At 65.4% G+C, this 18,887-nt stretch carries 18 protein-coding genes; 11 read left to right on the top strand and 7 right to left on the bottom strand.

The genetic code is table 11. The features are described 5' to 3' along the window. Window positions 1-43: 43 nt before the first annotated feature. From dapF to BLP76_RS12330, 5 genes are all read left to right on the top strand, one after another. On the top strand, window positions 44-913 hold the full coding sequence (gene dapF / locus BLP76_RS12350; RefSeq protein ID WP_092813450.1) for a diaminopimelate epimerase: 870 nt from the start codon (window positions 44-46) through the stop codon (window positions 911-913). Continuing rightward, window positions 910-2,184, top strand: coding sequence for a tRNA (N(6)-L-threonylcarbamoyladenosine(37)-C(2))-methylthiotransferase MtaB (gene mtaB / locus BLP76_RS12345; RefSeq protein WP_092813447.1), 1,275 nt, complete (start codon window positions 910-912; stop codon window positions 2,182-2,184). The genes dapF and mtaB overlap by 4 nt, the downstream gene beginning before the upstream one ends. Then, entirely contained in the window at window positions 2,184-3,983 is a 1,800-nt protein-coding gene (gene ftsY, locus BLP76_RS12340) for a signal recognition particle-docking protein FtsY (protein ID WP_092813444.1), read from the top strand. Before mtaB ends, ftsY begins: the two co-directional genes overlap by 1 nt. A gap of 76 nt (window positions 3,984-4,059) precedes the next feature. Continuing rightward, window positions 4,060-4,659: a septation protein A gene (locus tag BLP76_RS12335; RefSeq protein ID WP_092813441.1), complete on the top strand. Its 600-nt coding sequence runs from the start codon at window positions 4,060-4,062 to the stop codon at window positions 4,657-4,659. A 139-nt stretch (window positions 4,660-4,798) separates the two neighbouring features. Further along, window positions 4,799-5,587, top strand: a complete 789-nt coding sequence (locus tag BLP76_RS12330; RefSeq protein ID WP_092813438.1) for a tellurite resistance TerB family protein — start codon at window positions 4,799-4,801, stop codon at window positions 5,585-5,587. A gap of 95 nt (window positions 5,588-5,682) precedes the next feature. On the opposite strand, the gene BLP76_RS12325 is transcribed toward BLP76_RS12330, so the two are convergent. The 5 genes from BLP76_RS12325 to ccmA form a co-directional block, all read right to left on the bottom strand. After that, a complete protein-coding gene (locus BLP76_RS12325) occupies window positions 5,683-6,300 on the bottom strand; it encodes a DsbE family thiol:disulfide interchange protein (protein WP_092813435.1) in 618 nt (205 codons plus the stop codon). Next, window positions 6,297-6,461: a heme exporter protein CcmD gene (gene ccmD, locus BLP76_RS12320; protein ID WP_092813432.1), complete on the bottom strand. Its 165-nt coding sequence runs from the start codon at window positions 6,459-6,461 to the stop codon at window positions 6,297-6,299. The genes BLP76_RS12325 and ccmD overlap by 4 nt, the downstream gene beginning before the upstream one ends. 7 nt (window positions 6,462-6,468) lie before the next feature. Then, complete coding sequence (locus BLP76_RS12315; RefSeq protein ID WP_092813429.1) at window positions 6,469-7,233, bottom strand: heme ABC transporter permease; 765 nt, start codon at window positions 7,231-7,233, stop codon at window positions 6,469-6,471. Window positions 7,234-7,314: 81 nt separating this feature from the next. After that, window positions 7,315-7,983 (bottom strand): heme exporter protein CcmB, encoded by a 669-nt coding sequence (gene ccmB / locus BLP76_RS12310; RefSeq protein WP_092813426.1) that lies wholly within the window; start codon window positions 7,981-7,983, stop codon window positions 7,315-7,317. A 10-nt stretch (window positions 7,984-7,993) separates the two neighbouring features. Further along, on the bottom strand, window positions 7,994-8,587 hold the full coding sequence (ccmA, locus tag BLP76_RS12305) for a heme ABC exporter ATP-binding protein CcmA (protein ID WP_092813785.1): 594 nt from the start codon (window positions 8,585-8,587) through the stop codon (window positions 7,994-7,996). A 216-nt stretch (window positions 8,588-8,803) separates the two neighbouring features. Between ccmA and acnA the strand changes: the two genes are divergently transcribed. Next, window positions 8,804-11,566, top strand: a complete 2,763-nt coding sequence (gene acnA, locus BLP76_RS12300) for an aconitate hydratase AcnA (RefSeq protein ID WP_092813423.1) — start codon at window positions 8,804-8,806, stop codon at window positions 11,564-11,566. 88 nt (window positions 11,567-11,654) lie between these two features. Then, complete coding sequence (locus BLP76_RS12295; RefSeq protein ID WP_200170550.1) at window positions 11,655-12,458, top strand: DUF1223 domain-containing protein; 804 nt, start codon at window positions 11,655-11,657, stop codon at window positions 12,456-12,458. A 47-nt stretch (window positions 12,459-12,505) separates the two neighbouring features. Here the strand turns inward: BLP76_RS12295 and BLP76_RS12290 are convergent, their stop codons facing one another. Then, window positions 12,506-13,120 carry an arylesterase gene (locus tag BLP76_RS12290; protein ID WP_092813779.1) on the bottom strand — a complete coding sequence of 205 codons (615 nt, stop codon included), beginning with the start codon at window positions 13,118-13,120 and terminating at the stop codon, window positions 12,506-12,508. 194 nt (window positions 13,121-13,314) lie between these two features. Here BLP76_RS12290 and BLP76_RS12285 point away from each other — a divergent pair, with 194 nt between their 5' ends. The 4 genes from BLP76_RS12285 (at window position 13,315) to BLP76_RS12270 (ending at window position 18,226) form a co-directional block, all read left to right on the top strand. Continuing rightward, the gene (locus BLP76_RS12285) at window positions 13,315-14,040 is read left to right on the top strand and encodes an ABC transporter ATP-binding protein (protein WP_244514568.1); all 726 of its coding nucleotides are present in this window, start codon (window positions 13,315-13,317) and stop codon (window positions 14,038-14,040) included. Window positions 14,041-14,047: 7 nt separating this feature from the next. Then, window positions 14,048-16,633 carry an ABC transporter permease gene (locus BLP76_RS12280; RefSeq protein WP_092813417.1) on the top strand — a complete coding sequence of 862 codons (2,586 nt, stop codon included), beginning with the start codon at window positions 14,048-14,050 and terminating at the stop codon, window positions 16,631-16,633. Window positions 16,634-16,775: 142 nt separating this feature from the next. Next, entirely contained in the window at window positions 16,776-17,546 is a 771-nt protein-coding gene (locus BLP76_RS12275; protein WP_092813414.1) for a Bax inhibitor-1/YccA family protein, read from the top strand. 116 nt (window positions 17,547-17,662) lie between these two features. Beyond that, a complete protein-coding gene (locus BLP76_RS12270) occupies window positions 17,663-18,226 on the top strand; it encodes a GNAT family N-acetyltransferase (protein ID WP_092813773.1) in 564 nt (187 codons plus the stop codon). A gap of 40 nt (window positions 18,227-18,266) precedes the next feature. Here the strand turns inward: BLP76_RS12270 and BLP76_RS12265 are convergent, their stop codons facing one another. Beyond that, on the bottom strand, window positions 18,267-18,626 hold the full coding sequence (locus BLP76_RS12265) for a DUF2794 domain-containing protein (RefSeq protein WP_092813776.1): 360 nt from the start codon (window positions 18,624-18,626) through the stop codon (window positions 18,267-18,269). Between the last annotated feature and the right edge of the window lie 261 nt (window positions 18,627-18,887).

Raw genomic sequence — 18,887 nt, 5'->3', positions numbered from 1 at the left:
CCTCGTCTGGCGTTCTGTCCTGGTTTCGCCCATATAGGCGCCCATGAACACGGCCTTTTTGAAAATGAACGGTCTCGCCAACGACTTCGTGGTCGTCGACACGCGTGCGGGAGGCGTGCGTCCGGCGCCTGAAATCATCAGGAAACTCGCCGACCGAAAAACGGGCGTCGGCTTCGACCAGTTCATCACTCTGGAGCGTTCGCCTTCAGGTGCCGACATCTTCATGCGCATCGACAATGCCGATGGCGGCGAGGTTGCGGCCTGCGGCAACGCCACGCGCTGCATCGCCTCCCTCGTCATGGCTGAGACGGGCAAGTCCCACGCCTCGATCGAAACCCGCGCCGGCCTCCTCCTCGCGGAAACGGCCGGAGAGGCGATTTCCGTCGATATGGGCGTGCCGAAATTCGACTGGCAATCGATCCCGCTCGCCGAGGAATTCCACGACACGCGTGCGATCGAACTGCAGATCGGCCCGGTCGACGCGCCGGTTCTGCACTCGCCCGCCGTCGTCAATGTCGGCAATCCGCACGCCGTCTTCTTCGTCGACGACGTCGACGCGCATCACATCGAGCGTTTCGGTCCGCTTCTGGAAAACCATCCGATCTTCCCGGAGCGGGCCAACATCACCGTCGCCCATGTGGAGACGCCGAACCGCATCCGCATCCGCACCTGGGAGCGCGGCGCCGGCCTCACGCGCGCCTGCGGCACCGGCGCCTGCGCCACGCTCGTCACCGCCGCCCGCACCGGCCGTTCGGCGCGCGAAGCGGTGATCGCCATGCCGGGCGGCGAACTCACCATCCGCTGGGACGAACGCGACCATATCTGGATGACCGGCCCGGCCGAAACGGAATTTGCCGGCACCTTCGATCCTGAGACGGGCGCCTGGCAGCGCGCCGAGGAGGCGGCCGAATGAGCCTCGACATCCTCACCTTCGGCTGCCGGCTCAACACCTATGAATCGGAAGTCATGCGCCGCGAGGCGGGCGAAGAGCTCTCCGACGCCATCATCGTCAACACCTGCGCCGTCACAGCTGAGGCCGTACGTCAGGCGCGCCAGGCGATCCGCAAGGCCAGGCGCGAAAATCCCGGCCGCCGCATCGTCGTCACCGGCTGCGCCGCACAGACCGATCCGGAAATGTTCGCCGAGATGGCGGAGGTCGATCTCGTCCTCGGCAACGCCGAAAAGACCGAGCGCTCCGCCTGGGCCCGCGTCGCGCGCTCGCCCATGGATCTGCCGCCGCCGGAAAAGATCGTCGTCTCCGATATCATGGCGATCCGCGAGACGGCGCCGCAATTCGTCGATGCCTTCGAAGGCCGCACCCGCGCCTTCGTGCAGGTCCAGAACGGCTGCGACCATCGCTGCACCTTCTGCATCATCCCCTATGGGCGCGGCAATTCCCGCTCCGTCGCCATGGGCCCGGTCGTGGAGGAAGTGCGCCGCCTCGTCGCCGCGGGCTATCCCGAAATCGTTCTGACCGGCGTCGATCTCACCTCCTGGGGTGCCGATCTGCCGGGCGCGCCGCGCCTTGGCCGTCTCGTGCGCACCATCCTGCGCCATGTGCCGGAGTTGGCCCGCCTGCGCCTCTCCTCCATCGATTCCATCGAGGCCGACCCCGACCTCATGCGCGCGATCGCCGAGGAAGAGCGGCTGATGCCGCATCTGCATCTCTCGCTGCAGGCCGGCGACGACATGATCTTGAAGCGTATGAAGCGCCGGCATCTGCGCGACGATGCGATCCGCTTCTGCGAGGAAGCGCGCCGGCTGCGGCCGGACATCGTCTTCGGCGCCGATCTCATCGCCGGCTTCCCGACGGAGACGGAGGAGATGTTCCAGAATTCTCTCCGCCTCATCGAGGATTGCGGCCTCACCTTCCTGCACGTCTTCCCCTTTTCGCCGCGCAAGGGCACGCCGGCGGCGCGTATGCCGATGCTCGAGCGCCAGGAGATCAAGGACCGCGCACGGCGGCTCAGGGAAGCGGGCGAAATCGCCGAGCGGCGGTTCCTCGAAAGCGAGCTCGGCCATGAGCGCCGAGTGCTCGTGGAGAAGGAAGGGTCCGCCCGCACGGAGCAGTTCGCACCGGTGCGTCTCGGTTCCGGAGGCACGGCCGGAGACATTTTGAACGTGCGCATCGCCGGCATCGAGGCCGGGATGTTGCAGGGCCAGCAGCTGGCGGAGGCCGCATAATGGCAAAAGAGAAGCGGGGCTTCTTCAAGCGCATCCTTTTCGGCGAAGGAAACGATGTCGCCGAGAAGGAAGCCGAGCGCGACGAGACAGAGCTGACGGACGCGGAGACCGCGGAAGAAAGCGAAGCGAGATCCGAAGAGGCACTTTCGCAAGAGGTGCTCGCGAAAGAAGACCTCCAGGAAAAGGACCTGCCGGAAGAGGACCACTCCGAGGACGAAGAGCGGCTCGCCAGCCACCAGCTCGAGACGGAAGACCGCGGGCCGCAGACGACCGAGACCGATATCGCCGTCGTCGAAGAGGCGGAGGCGCCGGATGCCGACCTCCACCGCCCTGCAGCCGCACCGGCCGATGCCGACGCGGAGGCGACGTCTTTCGCCGAGCATCCGGTCAAAGAGCCGGAGGTACCGGTCACCGAGAGCGACGGAGACGACCTCGCCGCGCGCAAGCCCGAAGCGCCGGAAGAGCCGGCAGAAAAGGCAGTCCCCGCCGACGAAGCTGCGTTTCAGGAGGCGACCACCGCAGAAGAACCTGCAGAGGACACATCTGCGCAGGACGAGGAGCGCGGCCTCCAGCCCGCCGCTTCGGCCCCTGCTTCTGCTTCGGCTGAGACGCCAACCGCAGAGCCTGAGCACGACACCCATCCCGCGGCTCACCAGCTCGAGACGAAGGATCGCGGCCCGCAGACGACGGAAACCGATATCGGCCTTGCGCCGGAGGGCGAGGACACCGCCGAAAAGCATCGTCCGGCCGCCGCCGAAACATCTGCCGACGAGGAAGCCGGGCTCGCCGCAGCTCCCGTGACCGAGGCCGGCGAAGACGCGGGTGAGGCAGAAGCCACTGGAACCGTACCGGCCGAAACCCTCCCCGTCGCTACCGAGCTGCCGCGTCAGAACTGGCTGCAGCGCCTGCGCGCCGGCCTGTCGAAATCCTCGAGCACCATCACCTCGCGGCTCACCGGCACCTTCACCAAGCGCCGGCTCGACGACGAGACCCTGGAGGATCTCGAAGACATCCTGATCCAGGCCGATCTCGGCGTGACGACGGCGACCGCGATCACCGAGCGACTCGCCCGCGAGCGCTACGACAAGACGGTCGGCGAAGACGAGATCCGCAACATCCTCGCCGAGGAAGTGGCGAAAGTCCTGGGCCCGGTCACCGAGCCGCTTGCGATCGATGCTGCTAAAAAGCCCTTCGTCATCCTCGTCGTCGGCGTCAACGGCTCCGGCAAGACGACGACGATCGGCAAGCTCGCCGCCAAGCTTCATGCCGAGGGGCGCAGCGTCATGCTCGCCGCCGGCGACACCTTCCGTGCCGCGGCCATCGAACAGCTGAAGATCTGGGGCGAGCGCACCAAGAGCACCGTCATTTCCCGCGAACAGGGCGCCGATGCGGCGGGCCTCGTCTTCGACGCCATGCAGGCGGCGAAGAAAGAGGGAAGCGACGTCCTCATCATCGACACGGCCGGGCGTCTACAAAACCGCGCCGAATTGATGGACGAGCTCGAAAAGGTCGTTCGCGTCATCAAGAAGCACGATCCGAGCGCACCGCACACGACGCTTCTGACGCTGGATGCGACGACCGGGCAGAACGCCCTCTCGCAGGTGGAGATTTTCGGTCAGCGCGCCGGCGTCACCGGCCTCGTCATGACCAAGCTCGACGGCACCGCCCGCGGCGGCATTCTGGTCGCGATCGCCGCAAAACACGCTTTGCCGGTGCATTTCATCGGCGTCGGCGAAGGCATCGACGATCTGCAGCCCTTCAAGGCGGAAGATTTCGCCCGGGCCATTGCCGGCATGTAAACGCCGCGAGGACGGCGCGATTGACACAAAGCGGCGCCCTCCGCACATAGAAGCGCAACGCTGACGAAGGACCGCCATGTCGATCTTCGAGCGCGAGCCGGGCGATCCCGGCCGCGATCACCTGCCGCCGCTTGTCAAGCTCCTGTTGGAGCTCGGCCCGCTGGTCGTCTTCTTTTTCGCCAATGCGCGCTTCGACATTTTCGTCGCCACCGCCTCCTTCATGGTGGCGATCGCGATCTCGCTCGGCGTCTCCTATTGGCTGACGAAGAAGCTCGCCATCATGCCGCTCGTCACCGGCATCGTCGTCCTCGTCTTCGGCACCTTGACGCTCATCCTGCATGACGACGTCTTCATCAAAATGAAGCCGACGATCGTCAACGCGCTCTTCGGCACCATCCTTCTGGGCGGCCTCGCCTTCAACCGCTCCTTCCTCGGCTATGTCTTCGACAGCGTCTTCCGGCTCGATGCCGAGGGCTGGCGCAAATTGACCTTCCGCTGGGGCCTGTTCTTCTTCGCGCTCGCGATCCTGAACGAAGTGGTGTGGCGCAATTTCTCCACCGACTTCTGGGTGAGCTTCAAGGTCTTCGGCATCATGCCGCTCACCATCGTCTTCACTCTGACGCAGATGCCGCTCATCACCCGGCATTCGCTGGAACCGCTCGGCGGCGACAAGTAGAGCGGCCGCGCGCGGTCCGCTAACGCCCCGTGATCCCGCACGAGATCACGCATACGTCATCGCCGTTGCGACGTAGACAGGCGATGACGATATCGGTCCCGGTCGGCCTTCGCCGACACCAGAACGAAAGGGACCGTTGATGATCGACGCGCAGAAGCTTCTCGACCAGTTTCTCGGCACGGGCCGGGGCGCACAACAGGGCGCCGGCGCGCCGGCGAGCCAGCGGCAGGCCTCCGGCGGCTCCATCCAGGATCAGATCGGCGGGTTTCTCGGCGGCCAGGGCAATTCGGCCATGAAGGGCGCGCTCGCCGGCGGTCTCGCCACCTATCTTCTCGGCTCCAAGCGCGGCCGGAAACTCGGCGGCAAGGCCGTGAAATATGGCGGCATGGCCCTCGTCGCGGGCCTCGCCTACAAGGCCTGGCAGAACCATCAGGCGAAGAATGACGGCAGCCTGCCCCCGCAACAGCAGCCTCAGCAGCAGCCGCAGATCGCCCATCAGCCGGCGCAGGAACTCCCCTCCCCCGAAGGCACTGCCTTTCAGCCGGAAGGAAGCGAGGCGGAGGACCGCGCCCGCCTCATCCTCTCCGCCATGATCGCCGCGGCAAAGGCCGACGGCTACATCGACCAGGAGGAGCAGGAGGCGATTTTCGGGCGCATCGAGGCGCTCGATCTCGACAGCGAGGACAAGGGCTTTCTCTTCGACGAGATGCGCCGGCCGCTCTCCATCGACGATCTCGTCGAGCGGACGCCGAACCAGGAAGTGGCGACGGAAGTCTACGCCGCCTCGCTGCTCGCGATCGATCCCGACCATCCGGCGGAAAAAGCCTATCTCGACATGCTGGCGGCAAGGCTCGGCCTGCCGGAAGCCCTGACGCAGGAAGTCAGGCGCGCCACCGATGAGATCCAGGAAGACGCCGTGCCGGCATAGAGGCAGGATCGGCCGGCATAGAAGGAAAGAGCGCCGGGGCTCGGCCCCGGCCCAGCCCCCGCTCAGCCCTGTCTCAATCCCGGCTCAGCTCTTTCTCAGCTCGTCGGCTGCTGGCCGCCGCTCTTCTCGGCCGCTTCCTCAGAGATCGCCTTCTCCAGCGCCGGCATGAAATCCGTCTGGAAGGCCTTGGTGTTGAGCGGGCCGACATTCTTGTAGACGATGACGCCGTCGCGCACGATGAACGTCTCCGGCACACCGTAGACGCCCCAGTCGATCGCCGTGCGGCCGGTCGAATCCGTCGCGATGCGATCGAAGGGATCGCCGAGCGTCCCGAGGAAGCGGCGGGCGTTTTCGCCCTCGTCCTTGTAATTGATGCTGGTGACGTCGAAGCGGTCGTCTTCCGACAATTGCATCAGCACCGGATGCTCGCCCCGGCACGGGCCGCACCAGGACGCCCAGATATTGACGAGATGCACACCCTCTTCGAGATCGGCGGTCTTGAGGCCCTTGCCGCCTTCATAAAGCGGCGGGAGATCGAAATCGGGCACTTCCTTGCCGATGAGAGCGGAGGGAACCTGCGAGGCGTCCTCGCCGAGCTGTTTCCAGAAGATGGCCACGAGAGCCATGAACAGAACGAGCAGCAAAACGAGCCAGACGCGCTTCATCGCGGGCGAATTGCGCCGTTTGCTCGTCGTCTTGATGGGAGGTTTCATAGGCCTTGTGTCGTCGAGCGGCGGCGCCTGGGGCCGGCCTTTTCCAATTCGTTGAGCCGACGCTTCTGAATGCGCGTATCGGCCACGACCCACACGATGAGGCCGATGAGAACGAGCGCGCTCGCACCATAGGCTGCGAGGATGAAGGGCAGATGCGTCATGGCGACCTCAATGCGCGGCGGCGGGTCTGACGGCCGTGCTCGGGCGGCGGGCCGCGATCAGGATCTCCGTCGTGCGCGCCCTGCGCCGATAGATCTCCGCACGCATCGCCGCAAGATGCAGAGCCACAAAAATAAGTGTGTAGGCAACGGCCATCACCACGAGCGGCCACAGCATCGAGGGAGCGATCGACGGCCCGTCGAGGCGGATGACGCTCGCCGACTGATGCAGCGTGTTCCACCAATCGACCGAGAACTTGATGATCGGGATGTTGACGAAGCCGACGAGGATGAGAACGGCCGCGACCTTCGCCGCCCGCGTCGGATCATCGAAGGCGCGCCACAGGGCCAAAAGCCCGAGATACATGATGAAGAGCACGAGAACCGAGGTGAGCCGCGCGTCCCAAACCCACCAGGTGCCCCACATCGGCTTGCCCCAGACGGAGCCGGTGAAGAGCGCGAGGAAGGTGAACGCCGCGCCGATCGGAGCTGCCGCCCGCGCCGAGACGTCGGCCAGCGGATGGCGCCAGACGAGCGTGCCGAGAGCCGCGCCCGCCATCACCAGGTAACAGAACATCGCAAGCCAGGAGGCCGGCACATGCACATACATGATGCGCACGCTGTCGCCCTGCTGATAATCCGGCGGCGAAGCCACCAGCGACAGGTAGAGGCCGATGCCGAGCGTCACCGCCGCAAGCACGGAGACGAAGGGCAGGATACGTGCCGACCACGACAGGAAGCGCGTCGGATTGGCGAGGCTGGAGATGGTACCCATGAGAAGACTTTAGGACCATTCTAGAGTGACAGCAAACACCACTTGACTTTCACGTCTGGGCTCAACCGGCCATGAGCTAGATCAATCGAGGCCGAGACGAAGTGCCGCTGCGCCCGCAATCGGCGCCAGAACCGCTGAAAACATCGTGAACGCGCACAAAATCAGGAAGGGCGCGAGGAACGGGTCCGGGTCGGCGATGGCCCCGTTGACGGCTGCGACCCCGAAAATCAGGACCGGGATCGACAGCGGCAGAACCAGGATCGCGGCGAGCATGCCCCCGCGCGCGAGCCCCGCCGTCAGCGCCCCGCCCACCGCGCCGATCATGGCGAGTGCCGGCGAACCGACGAGGAGCGTCGCCGTGACGGCGGCAAGCGACAGCGCGTCGAGATTGAGGATGAGGCCGAGGATCGGTGCGACGACGACGATCGGCAGCCCATGCGCCAGCCAGTAACCTGCCGCCCGCGCGAAAACGAAGAGCGCCAGGGGTTCGCCCGACACCATGATGAGTTCGAGCGCCCCGTCCTCGCGGTCCTGCCCGAAAAGCCGGTCGAGCCCGAGAAGCAGCGACAGAAGTACCCCGATCCACAAAACCGCCGGCCCGATGCGGGCGAGAAGGTTGAGATCCGGTCCGACGCCGAAGGGGAAGACGGTCACGACCGTCAGGAAGAACAGGAGGCCGGTCAACGCCCCGCCGCCGGCGCGGAAGCTCGCTTTGACCGTCTGTCCGATGATGGCGGAAAAGGCGCTCATGAAGGCTTTCTCATTGCAGCTCGAGCGTGCGGGTCGGCGGCACGGGAAGGGTGAGATGGGTGGCCGCGATAATGGCGCCGCCGGCATCGAGATGCGTCCGCATCAGCCCGCCGAGCACCGCCTCGCCGTCGCGGTCGAGCCCGGATGTCGGCTCGTCGAGAAGCCAGACGGGCCGCTTTGACAAAACGAGCCGCGCAAGGCCGGCGCGCCGCCGCTGCCCGGTCGAGAGCGCCCGCGCCGGCAGATGCATGGCATGCGCGAGGCCCACCTCTTCGAGCGCGTCGTAAATCGCCTCGCCGCCCGTCTCGCCGCCATAGATGCGCGACCACAGCTTCAGATTTTCTTCCACCGTGAAGACGCTTCTGAGCCCGTCGCCATAGGCGAGGAAGTGCAAAAACCCCTCCTCCTGCGTGCCGGCCTTGATCGTCACGGAGCCGGCGACCGGGAACAGAAGCCCCGCGATCATGCGCAACAGGCTCGATTTGCCGGTGCCGTTGGGGCCGATGATGGCGAGCACCTCGCCGCCTGACAGCGAAAAGCTGACGCCTTCGAAAATCGGCCGCCCCCCGCGTTCGCAGGCGAGATCTTCGGCGTTCACGGAAATTGGGCTGGGAAAGGAATTTTGGGCCAAGTGTCGTTCTCTGCGGCATCGGCCGCTTGCGCGGCTGGTCTCCGCTTTAAGAATATTCTATATGCCCGGCAACCGGCGGCGGCAGGCGCTCCTCTCCGCCGGCCTCCAAAAAATCAGCCGGAACCGCACCGGAGGAGAGGCATTGGCCCAGAAGCGGCCGGCCTCATTGTGCGATCAAAGGAGCCTCGCGTGACCAAATCTCTCGACAGTTTCAAGGCCCGAAAACAGCTCGAAGTCGACGGGCGGACCTATACCTATTTCTCTCTGACTGAAGCGGAAAAGAACGGGCTCGACGGCGTTTCCCGCCTGCCCTTCTCGCTCAAGGTGCTCTTGGAAAACCTCCTGCGCTTCGAAGACGGGCGCAGCGTCACCGCCGACGACATCAAGGCCGTCGCCGAATGGCTGAAGGAGCGACGCTCCTCGCGTGAGATCGCCTATCGTCCGGCGCGCGTTCTCATGCAGGACTTCACCGGCGTGCCCGCCGTCGTCGATCTCGCTGCCATGCGCGACGCCACGACGCATCTCGGCGGCGATCCCAACGTCATCAATCCGCTCGTTCCCGTCGACCTCGTCATCGACCATTCGGTGATGGTCGATTATTTCGGCACGCCGGAATCCTTCGAGAAAAACGTCGAGATGGAATACGAGCGCAATGGCGAGCGCTATCAGTTCCTGCGCTGGGGCCAGGAAGCCTTCGAGAATTTCCGCGTCGTTCCTCCCGGCACCGGCATCTGCCACCAGGTGAACCTCGAATATCTCGCCCAGACGGTGTGGACGCGTGAGGAAGACGGCGAAACCTACGCCTTCCCGGACACGCTCGTCGGCACCGATTCCCATACGACGATGGTCAACGGCCTCTCCGTTCTCGGCTGGGGCGTCGGCGGCATCGAGGCGGAGGCCGCCATGCTCGGCCAGCCGATCTCCATGCTCATCCCGGAAGTCATCGGCTTCGGCCTCACCGGCCGCCTGCCGGAGGGCACGACCGCGACCGATCTCGTTTTGACCGTCACCCAGATGCTCAGAAAGAAGGGTGTCGTCGGCAAGTTCGTGGAATTCTTCGGCGAGGGCCTGTCCAACCTCTCGCTCGAAGACCAGGCCACGATCGGCAACATGGCGCCGGAATATGGTGCCACCTGCGGCTTCTTCCCGATCGACAAGGACACGCTCAAATATCTGAAGGCGACCGGGCGCGATCCGCATCGCGTGGCGCTGGTGGAGGCCTATGCCAAGGCGCAGGGCATGTTCCGTTTCGACGACACGCCCGATCCCCATTTCACCGACACCTTGACGCTCGACCTCTCCACGGTGGTTCCCTCGCTCGCCGGCCCGAAGCGGCCGCAGGACCGGGTGCCGCTGACGGAGGCGGCGAGCACCTTCGAGGCCGCGCTCCATGATCTGCGCGGCGGCAAGAAGAGCTCGCAGGAGCCGCCGGAAAGCCGCGCTGAGGCCCGCTACATGGACGAGGGCGCCGAAGGCGTCATGGACGTCCCCGCCTATCCCGTCGAGGGCATGGAATATCACCTGCGTGACGGCGACGTGGTCATTGCCGCGATCACCTCGTGCACCAACACCTCCAATCCGAGCGTTCTGATCGCCGCCGGGCTTCTCGCTCGTAAGGCGCGCGAGAAGGGCCTCGACGTGAAGCCCTGGGTGAAAACCTCGCTCGCGCCGGGTTCGCAGGTCGTCACCGATTATCTTGAGAAATCGGGGCTGCAGGAGGATCTCAACGCCCTTGGCTTCGATCTCGTCGGCTACGGCTGCACCACCTGCATCGGCAATTCCGGGCCGCTGCCGGAGGCGATTTCCGCGACCATTGCCGAAAACGACCTCGTCGCCTGCTCCGTCCTGTCGGGCAACCGCAACTTCGAAGGCCGCGTCAATCCGGATGTGCGGGCGAATTACCTCGCCTCGCCGCCGCTCGTCGTCGCCTATGCGCTGGCCGGCTCCTTGCGCCTCAACATCACCGAGGAGCCGCTCGGCGAAGACAAGCAAGGCAACGCCGTTTACCTGAAAGACATCTGGCCGAGCTCGCAGGAAGTCGCCGAGATCGTCCGCCAGGTGATTTCGGAGGAGATGTTCCGCACCCGCTACGGCGACGTCTTCCGCGGCGACAAGCGCTGGCAGGGGATCAAGGTCGAAGGCGGCATGACCTATGCCTGGCCGCCGGCTTCCACCTACGTGCAGAACCCGCCCTTCTTCGACGGCATGGACAAGACGCCGAAGCCGGTGGAGGACGTGGAAAAGGCGCGCATTCTGGGCCTCTTCCTCGATTCCATCACCACCGACCACATCTCGCCCGCGGGCGCCATCAAGCGCGACAGCCCCGCCGGCGATTATCTGGTGTCACATCAGGTGCGGCCGATCGAGTTCAACTCCTATGGCTCGCGGCGCGGCAACCACGAAGTGATGATGCGCGGCACCTTCGCCAACATCCGCATCAAGAACCAGATGCTGGACGGCATCGAAGGCGGCATGACGCGCCATTACCCCTCCGGCGAGGAGCTGCCGATCTACACGGCGGCGATGCGCTACGAGGAAGAGGGCGTGCCGCTCGTCATCTTCGCCGGCAAGGAATACGGCACCGGGTCGTCGCGCGACTGGGCGGCCAAGGGCACCCGTCTTCTCGGCGTGCGCGCCGTCATCGCGGAGAGCTTTGAGCGCATCCACCGCTCGAACCTGATCGGCATGGGCGTCCTGCCGCTCGTCTTCAAGGACGACACCTCCTGGCAGTCGCTCGGCATCAAGGGCGACGAGGAAGTGTCGATCGCGGGCCTCACGGATATCCGTCCGCGCAGCGAGGTGACGGCCAAGATCACCTTCGCCGACGGCCGCACCGAGGAGGTGCCGCTCATGGTGCGCATCGACACGGAAGATGAGCTCGATTACTACCGCCACGGGGGAATTCTGCACTACGTGCTGCGCAACCTCGTGAGCGACAAAGAAGCCGCGTAAGGACCGTCCGGTCCGACCGGCTCAAGACATGTCACAAGGGTGTGCGCTCACCCCCTTGTGACACTCTTTTGGGGGAGGAGCAGGCATAGTGCGCCGCGTCATGCATCGCTATTTCCGCCTGTTCCCTTCCGCCCTTCCCGCCGCGCTTGCCCTAGCGCTCGGCGTCGCGCTCGCGATCGCACCCGCGCCGGCCAAGGCCGAAAGCGCGCAGGCCGCCACCCCCGGATCAGGGACGAAGGCCGTCATCGAGCTCTTCACGAGCCAGGGCTGTTCCGCCTGTCCCCCGGCCGACGCCTTTCTCAACGAATTGTCGACCCACGACGACCTCATCGTCCTGTCGCTGCCGGTCGATTACTGGGACTATCTCGGCTGGAAGGACACGCTCGCCCAGCCCGAAAACACCGCACGCCAGCGCGCCTATGCGGCGGTGCGCGGCGACGGCAAGGTCTACACCCCCCAGATGGTCGTCAACGGCCACGGCCATTATGTCGGCAGCAACCGCCACAAGATCTCCTCGCTGCTCGCCACGGCCCATCTCCCGGTTGCGGTCTCTCTCTCCCGCACCCACAAGCGCCTCAACGTCGAGATCGGCGCCGGCACGCTTCCGAAAGACGGCATGGTGACCGTGCGCCTCGTCACGTTTCTGAAGAAGGTCGAGGTCCCGATCCGCTCCGGCGAAAACCGCGGCCGCACCCTCACCTATCGCAACGTCGTCCTCGACAACGAGCCGATCGGCATGTGGGACGGCAAGGCGATGAAGCTCGCTCTTCCGACGGAAGCCGTCATGGAAGGGCCCGGCAAAGGCTGCGCCATCATCCTGCAGCTCGAAAGCGACAAAGGCCCCGGCCGCATCCTCGGCGCCGGCACGCTGCGCGCCGAAGCGCAGGGCTGAGGTTTACGAAGGACAGCGAAAAGAGAGGTGCGTGATGGCGCCCGCCCTCACTCCGGCGCCCGCTCCTCGCGCACCTCTGCGATCAGCTCCTTCACCTTAGGCAAGATATTGTCGACGATCACGGTCACACCCTCTTTCGTCGGATGCAGCCCGTCCGGCTGTTTGAGGCTGTCGTCGAGCGCGATGCCGTCGAGAAAGAACGGATAGAAGAGGACGCCCGTCTCCTTCGCGAGATCGGGATAGATCGCGTTGAAAGCCTCGCCATATTCGTCGCCGAGATTGGGCGGCGCGTACATGCCGGCGAGAAGCACCTTCTGGCCGCGCTCTTTCAGGCGCGTGACGATCTTGGTCAGCGCCGCGCGCGTCACCTTCGGGTCGACACCGCGGAGCGCATCATTGGCGCCGAGCTCGACGATGACGGCATCCGCGGTCTCCGGCACCGACCATTCGAGCCGCTGCTGCCCGCCGGTCGCCGTGTCGCCCGAGACGCCGGCATTGATCACCTTGGCCGCGATCCCCTCTTCGTCGAGGCGCGCCTGCAGCTGATCGGCAAAGCCCGCGCCGGAGGCAAGGCCATAGCCCGCCGTCAGGCTGTCGCCGAAGGCGACGATCTCGACGGGCTCGGCTGCCTGCGCCCGCCCGGTCATAAGTCCGCCGCCCATGATCCCAGCACTGATGACGAGAGCGAGCCCGATCGCCAGCGCCGGCCAGATTGTGTTCACACCAGCTTTCCTCAAAGGAACGTGACCCGGGCCAACCTTCCCCCGCCGGTCTTCGCCCCACCAAACTTTGAATATCATATGCGAAGCCCCATATGCGCAGCCGTGCTCGAAGGCGGATATAGGTTTTCATAAGCGTGCGTGAACCGGCCATTCTGATCGACGGTGCAGAGCTGACGCTCGGCGCCGGCCGCTCCCAAGTCCATGTTCTGAGACAGGCGAGCCTCGTCGCGGCCCCCGGCGAGATGATCGGCCTCATCGGCCCGTCGGGCTCCGGCAAGTCGACGCTTCTGATGGTGGTCGCAGGCCTTGAACGCGTCGATCGCGGCCGTGTCGCCGTGGCCGGGCGCGATTACTCGGAAATGGACGAAGACGCACTAGCCGCCTTCCGCGGCGACAAGATCGGCTTCGTCTTTCAGGCTTTTCATCTGATGCAGACGATGACGGCACTCGAAAACGTCGCCGTGCCGCTAGAACTCGCCGGAAAATCCGACGCCTTCGCCCGCGCCGAAAAAATGCTGGCGCGCGTCGGCCTCGGCGAGCGCCTGTCGCATTATCCCGCGGCGCTGTCGGGCGGCGAGCAGCAGCGCGTGGCGATCGCCCGCGCCCTCGTCACCGAGCCTGCGATCCTGATCGCCGACGAGCCGACCGGCAATCTCGACGAAGACACCGGCCGCGAAATCGCCGATCTCCTCTTCGAAACGGTGCGCGAGCACGCCACCACCCTTCTCCTCGTCACCCATGACCGGGCGCTCGCCGAGCGCTGCGACCGGACCGTGAGGATCGCGAGCGGCCATATCGAGCCGGTCAGCGGCACGCACACACCGCCGGCGCGCGAACGCGCCGTGGCAAGCCCGACCTGAGCGGCCGATGACAGCCTCTTCCTCCCCCGCCCCTCGCCGCGCCCCCGCAACCACCTCGCTGCGCTTTGCGCTGCGCGAGCTGAGAGGCGGTCTCGCCGGCTTCTACGTCTTCCTCGCCTGCATCGCGCTCGGCGTCGCCGCGATCGCCGGCGTCAACTCCGTCTCGCGCGCTCTGACGGAAGGGATCGCCCATGAGGGCCGTACCATCCTCGGCGGCGACATCTCCTTCTCGCTCATCCACCGTCAGGCGACCCCGGAGGAATACGCCTTCCTCACCGAGACGGCCGACCAATCCGGCGGCACAATCGCCCTCGTCTCCAATATGCGGGCGATGGCCCGCCGCCTCGACGGCTCCGACCAGACGCTCGTCGAACTGAAAGCGGTCGGGCCGGCCTATCCGCAGCTCGGCACCTTCGCCCTTGCCGGTGGCGGCGATGTTCAAGACGCGCTCTCCACTCAGAACGGCGTCGCGGGTGCCGTCGCCGCGCCGGAGCTGATGGAGAGGCTCAATCTCAGCGTCGGCGATGAGGTGGCGCTCGGCGCCACGAAAGTCGCCATCCGCGGCATCGCCGAGACGGAGCCAGATCGCCTCTCCGACGGCATCGGCTTCGGCCCCCGCCTTCTCGTCTCCGAAAAGACCCTTGAGGCCACAGGCCTCGTGCGCCCCGGCAGCCTGATCACCTACGAATACCGCCTCATCCTCCCCGGCGCATCGGATGAACGCCTCACCAGGATCCGCGAGACCGCCGATGAGCGCTTCCCGGAAGCCGGCTGGCGCATGCGCTCACGCGACAACGCCTCGCCGCGGCTTTCCGACAACATCGACCGGTTCGCCCAGTTCCTGACCCTCGTCGGCCTCACCGCCCTTGTCGTCGGTGGCGTCGGCGTCGGCAATGCGGTGGCAAGCTTCGTCGATCTGAAGCGGCCGTCGATCGCCACGTTGAAATGCCTCGGCGCCTCGCGCAGCTTCGTCTTCCGCACCTATCTGACGCAGATCCTCATTCTCGCCGCCCTCGGCATCGCCATCGGCCTCGCAGTCGGCGCCATCCTTCCCTTCGTGGCGCTCGCCGCCCTCTCCAACATCCTGCCGCTCTCGGCCGTGCCGGCGCTCTACCCGCGCGAACTGGCGCTTGCCGCCCTCTACGGGCTTCTCGTCGCCCTTTCTTTCTCGCTCTGGCCGCTCGGCCGCGCCCGCGATCTCAAGGCTGCGAGCCTTTTTGCCGACCGTTCGGCCCATTTTGCCGCAAAACCCGCTTTGTCGATCCGCCTCCTGCAGCTCGGCCTCCTCGCCGGCCTCGCGGCGATCGCCATCCTCCTCTCCGCCGACTGGCGCATCGCCGCCTGGTTCGTGGCGGGCGTCATCGTCGTCTTCTTCGTCCTGCGCCTCATCGCCTTCGCCATCGTCTGGGCGGCGGCGCATGCCGGCACCATCCGCAACACCACTTTGCGGCTCGCCATCCGCAACATCCAGCGCCCGGGTGCCTTGACCGGCAGCGTCGTTCTCTCGCTCGGTCTCGGCCTCACGCTCCTCGTCACGCTCGCTTTGATCGACACGAATATGCGTGCGCAACTGACCGGGCGTATCGCCGAAGAGGCGCCGGATTTCTTCTTCGTCGACATCCAGAATGCCGAGCGCGAACCTTTCGTCGCCCTCCTGCGCAAGGCGGCGCCCGACGGCACCATCCAGACCGTGCCGATGCTGCGCGGCCGCATCACCGAGGTGCACGGCACGCCGGCCTCCGAGATCGAGCCGGAAGAAGGCGCCGGCTGGGTGCTGCGCGGCGACCGCGGCATCACCTATTCGAGCGACCTTCCCGAAAACTCCCGCATCGAAGAGGGCAAATGGTGGCCTGAAAATTACACCGGCGAGCCCCTCGTCTCCTTTGATGGCGATCTCGCCCGCGGCCTCGGCCTCAAGCTCGGCGACACCGTCACCGTCAATGTGCTCGGCCGCTCCATCACCGCGAAGATCGCCAATTTCCGCTCCGTGGAATGGGAATCGCTCGCCATCAACTTCGTCATGGTGTTTTCGCCCAACACCTTTGCGGGCGCGCCGCATACCCATCTCGCCACCCTCGCTTTGCCCGAAGGAAGCCCGGAGAAAGTCTCCGCCGACGTCCTGCGCGAGGTCACCAACGCCTTTCCGGGCGTCACCTCCGTGCGGGTGAAGGACGCGATCGAGGCCGTCAATTCCGTGGTGCGGCAATTGGCACTCGCCGTCAGGATCGCGGCCTCCTTGGCGCTCGTCGTCTCCATGCTCGTTCTGGCCGGCGCGCTCGCCGCCGGCCATCGCCAGCGCCGCCAGGATGCCGTCATCCTGAAGGCGCTCGGGGCGACCAGGCGTCAGCTGATGACGGCCTTTGCCGTCGAATACGGGCTTCTCGGCCTCGCCACCGGCTTTTTCGCGCTTTTAGCCGGCGCCGGCGCCGCCTGGCTCGTCGTCTCCGCCCTCATGGATTTCCGCTTCACGCTCTTCCCCTGGGTCGCGGCGGCGGCCGCCATTATCGCCCTCGTCGTGACGATCGGGCTCGGCCTTGCCGGCACCTGGCGCATCCTTTCGGTGCGTCCCGCGCCCTTCCTCCGCAATCTGTGATCGGGGATAATGTTTCGCTTAACCTTGCGTGATGTTAATTTCTTCCCGGACGGACAGGTCTTGTGATGGACTTGTCCCATCGCCATATGCGGAGCGACGCCCATTTGTAGCTTAGGCGAAGCACCCCAACAGGAGGAATTCGATGGCTGAATTCGACCGGCAGTACCAGACTGTCGATCGCTCGAGCACAGTATCCGGGGCCGGCGCCCGCGCTGGCATCGATGAGGGCCTGCGCGCCTTCATGCTCGGCATCTACAACAACATGGCGATGGGCCTTGCCGTCACCGGCATTGCCGCCTTCGCGACGTTCTATTTCGCCGTCGATCAGACGGCGGGCGGCGCGATGCTGACGCCCTTCGGCCAGGCCGTTTATGCGAGCCCGCTGAAGTGGGTGATCATGTTCGCCCCGCTTCTCTTCGTGTTCGGCTTTTCGGCCGGCATCAACCGCATGCAGCCGTCAACGGCGCGGATTGTGTTCCTCGCCTTCGCGGCGGTGATGGGTCTGTCCCTTTCGACGATCTTCCTGGTCTTCACCGGCCAGTCGATCGTGCAGACGTTCTTCGTCACGGCAGCGGCCTTCGGTGGCCTCTCTTTGTGGGGTTACACCACCAAGAAGGATCTGTCGGGCTGGGGTTCGTTCCTGGTGATGGGCCTGATCGGCATCATCATCGCCTCGATCGTGAACATCTTCCTCGCCTCCTCGGCGCTGCAGTTTGCCGTCTCGGCGATCGGTGTCCTGCTCTTCGCAGGCCTTACCGCCTATGACACGCAGCGGCTGAAGTACACGTATGATTACGTGTCCGGCGACACGGTGGCCGCGGGCCGCGCCTCCATCATGGGCGCCCTGCAGCTCTACCTCGACTTCATCAACCTCTTCATGTTCCTGCTGCAGTTCATGGGCAACCGCAACTAAGCGGGCAACGAAACAGACTGAGGTTTTGAGAGCTTTCGAACGGCGCCTTCGGGCGCCGTTTTTGTGTGCGCTTTCTCCCATCGACGCTGATCGCGCAAAGCGCTATGGCGAAAGCCATGGACACGCCAGCCTCTCTCACCATTCGCCCCGCCGAAGCGGCCGATATCCCGGCCATCACCAAGATCTACGCCCATGCCGTCCTTCACGGCACGGCGAGCTACGAGCTCGATGCGCCCGACGAAGCGGAGATGCTGTCGCGTTTCGAGACGATCCTTTCGGGTGGCCATCCCTATCTCGTGGCAACCCGAGGCGATGAGATCCTGGGCTACGCCTATGCCGGCGCCTTTCGCGCCCGCCGCGCCTATCGCTACATGGTCGAGGACGCGATCTACATTCATCCCGAAGCGCACCGCCAGGGGATCGGCCGGCGCCTGCTTGAGGCGCTCATTCAGGAATCGGAACAGCGCGGCTTTCGTCAGATGGTCGCCGTCATCGGCGATGGCAGCCGCCATGTCGCCTCCGTCGGCCTGCATGCGGCCGTGGGCTTCCGCCATGCCGGCACGATCACCGCGTCCGGATACAAATTCGGCCGCTGGCTCGATACGGTGTGGATGCAAATAGAGCTCGGCGAGGGCGGCAGCACCCTGCCCGATCGCGATCCCGGCCTTCCGACCGACTAATCCCGTCTGACAGGCTTGGCCCTCCCGGGACGCCAGACGCTCAGCCGGAAACGAGCTTCAGCTTCGGCTTGTCGAGAATCTTCAGGACCTGCGCCAGATCGTGGCCGCGCTTGAGGATCGTGCCACCGGTCGCCACAACGCGGTAGGCGCCCTGCTTGCGGGCGAGGGCCGGCACCTTTTCGACTTTGTAGAGCGGCATTTCGCTGGCGCGCCGGAAGATCGAGAAAATCGCCCGATCCGCCATATGGTCGATGGCATAATCGCGCCATTCGCCTTCGGCCACGCGTCGTCCGTAAACTCTGAGGATGACGTCGAGCTCGGTGCGGTGGAAGGCGACAGGCGCTTTGTTGGCACCCGGCTTCCCGCCGGAATGCGTCCCAGAATGCGCCCCGGGATGCATCGACGAATGCCCGCTCGTCTTCTCGCTCGAATGCGCTGCGAAACCTGTCCGCAGCGCGGCCTTAGACCCGTCGTCTGTCTCGCTCAAGCAAGCCTCCTGATGGCCGTTCATTAAAGCGGCAATCACGCCAGGCAGGCAAGGCTAGATTGGTTGAACGTCGTGCTGCGGGAAAGAAATTTCATATTGTCGCCGGAATTCAGCCCTTCGCACGCCACTCTGGAAAGCGACTTTGACACTGCCTCAGATAATTCGACGGAGCCG

The sequence above is a fragment of the Afifella marina DSM 2698 genome (assembly GCF_900102695.1).
Classification (GTDB): Bacteria; Pseudomonadota; Alphaproteobacteria; order Rhizobiales; family Afifellaceae; genus Afifella; species Afifella marina.
This window is presented reverse-complemented; position numbering and strand designations above follow the sequence as displayed.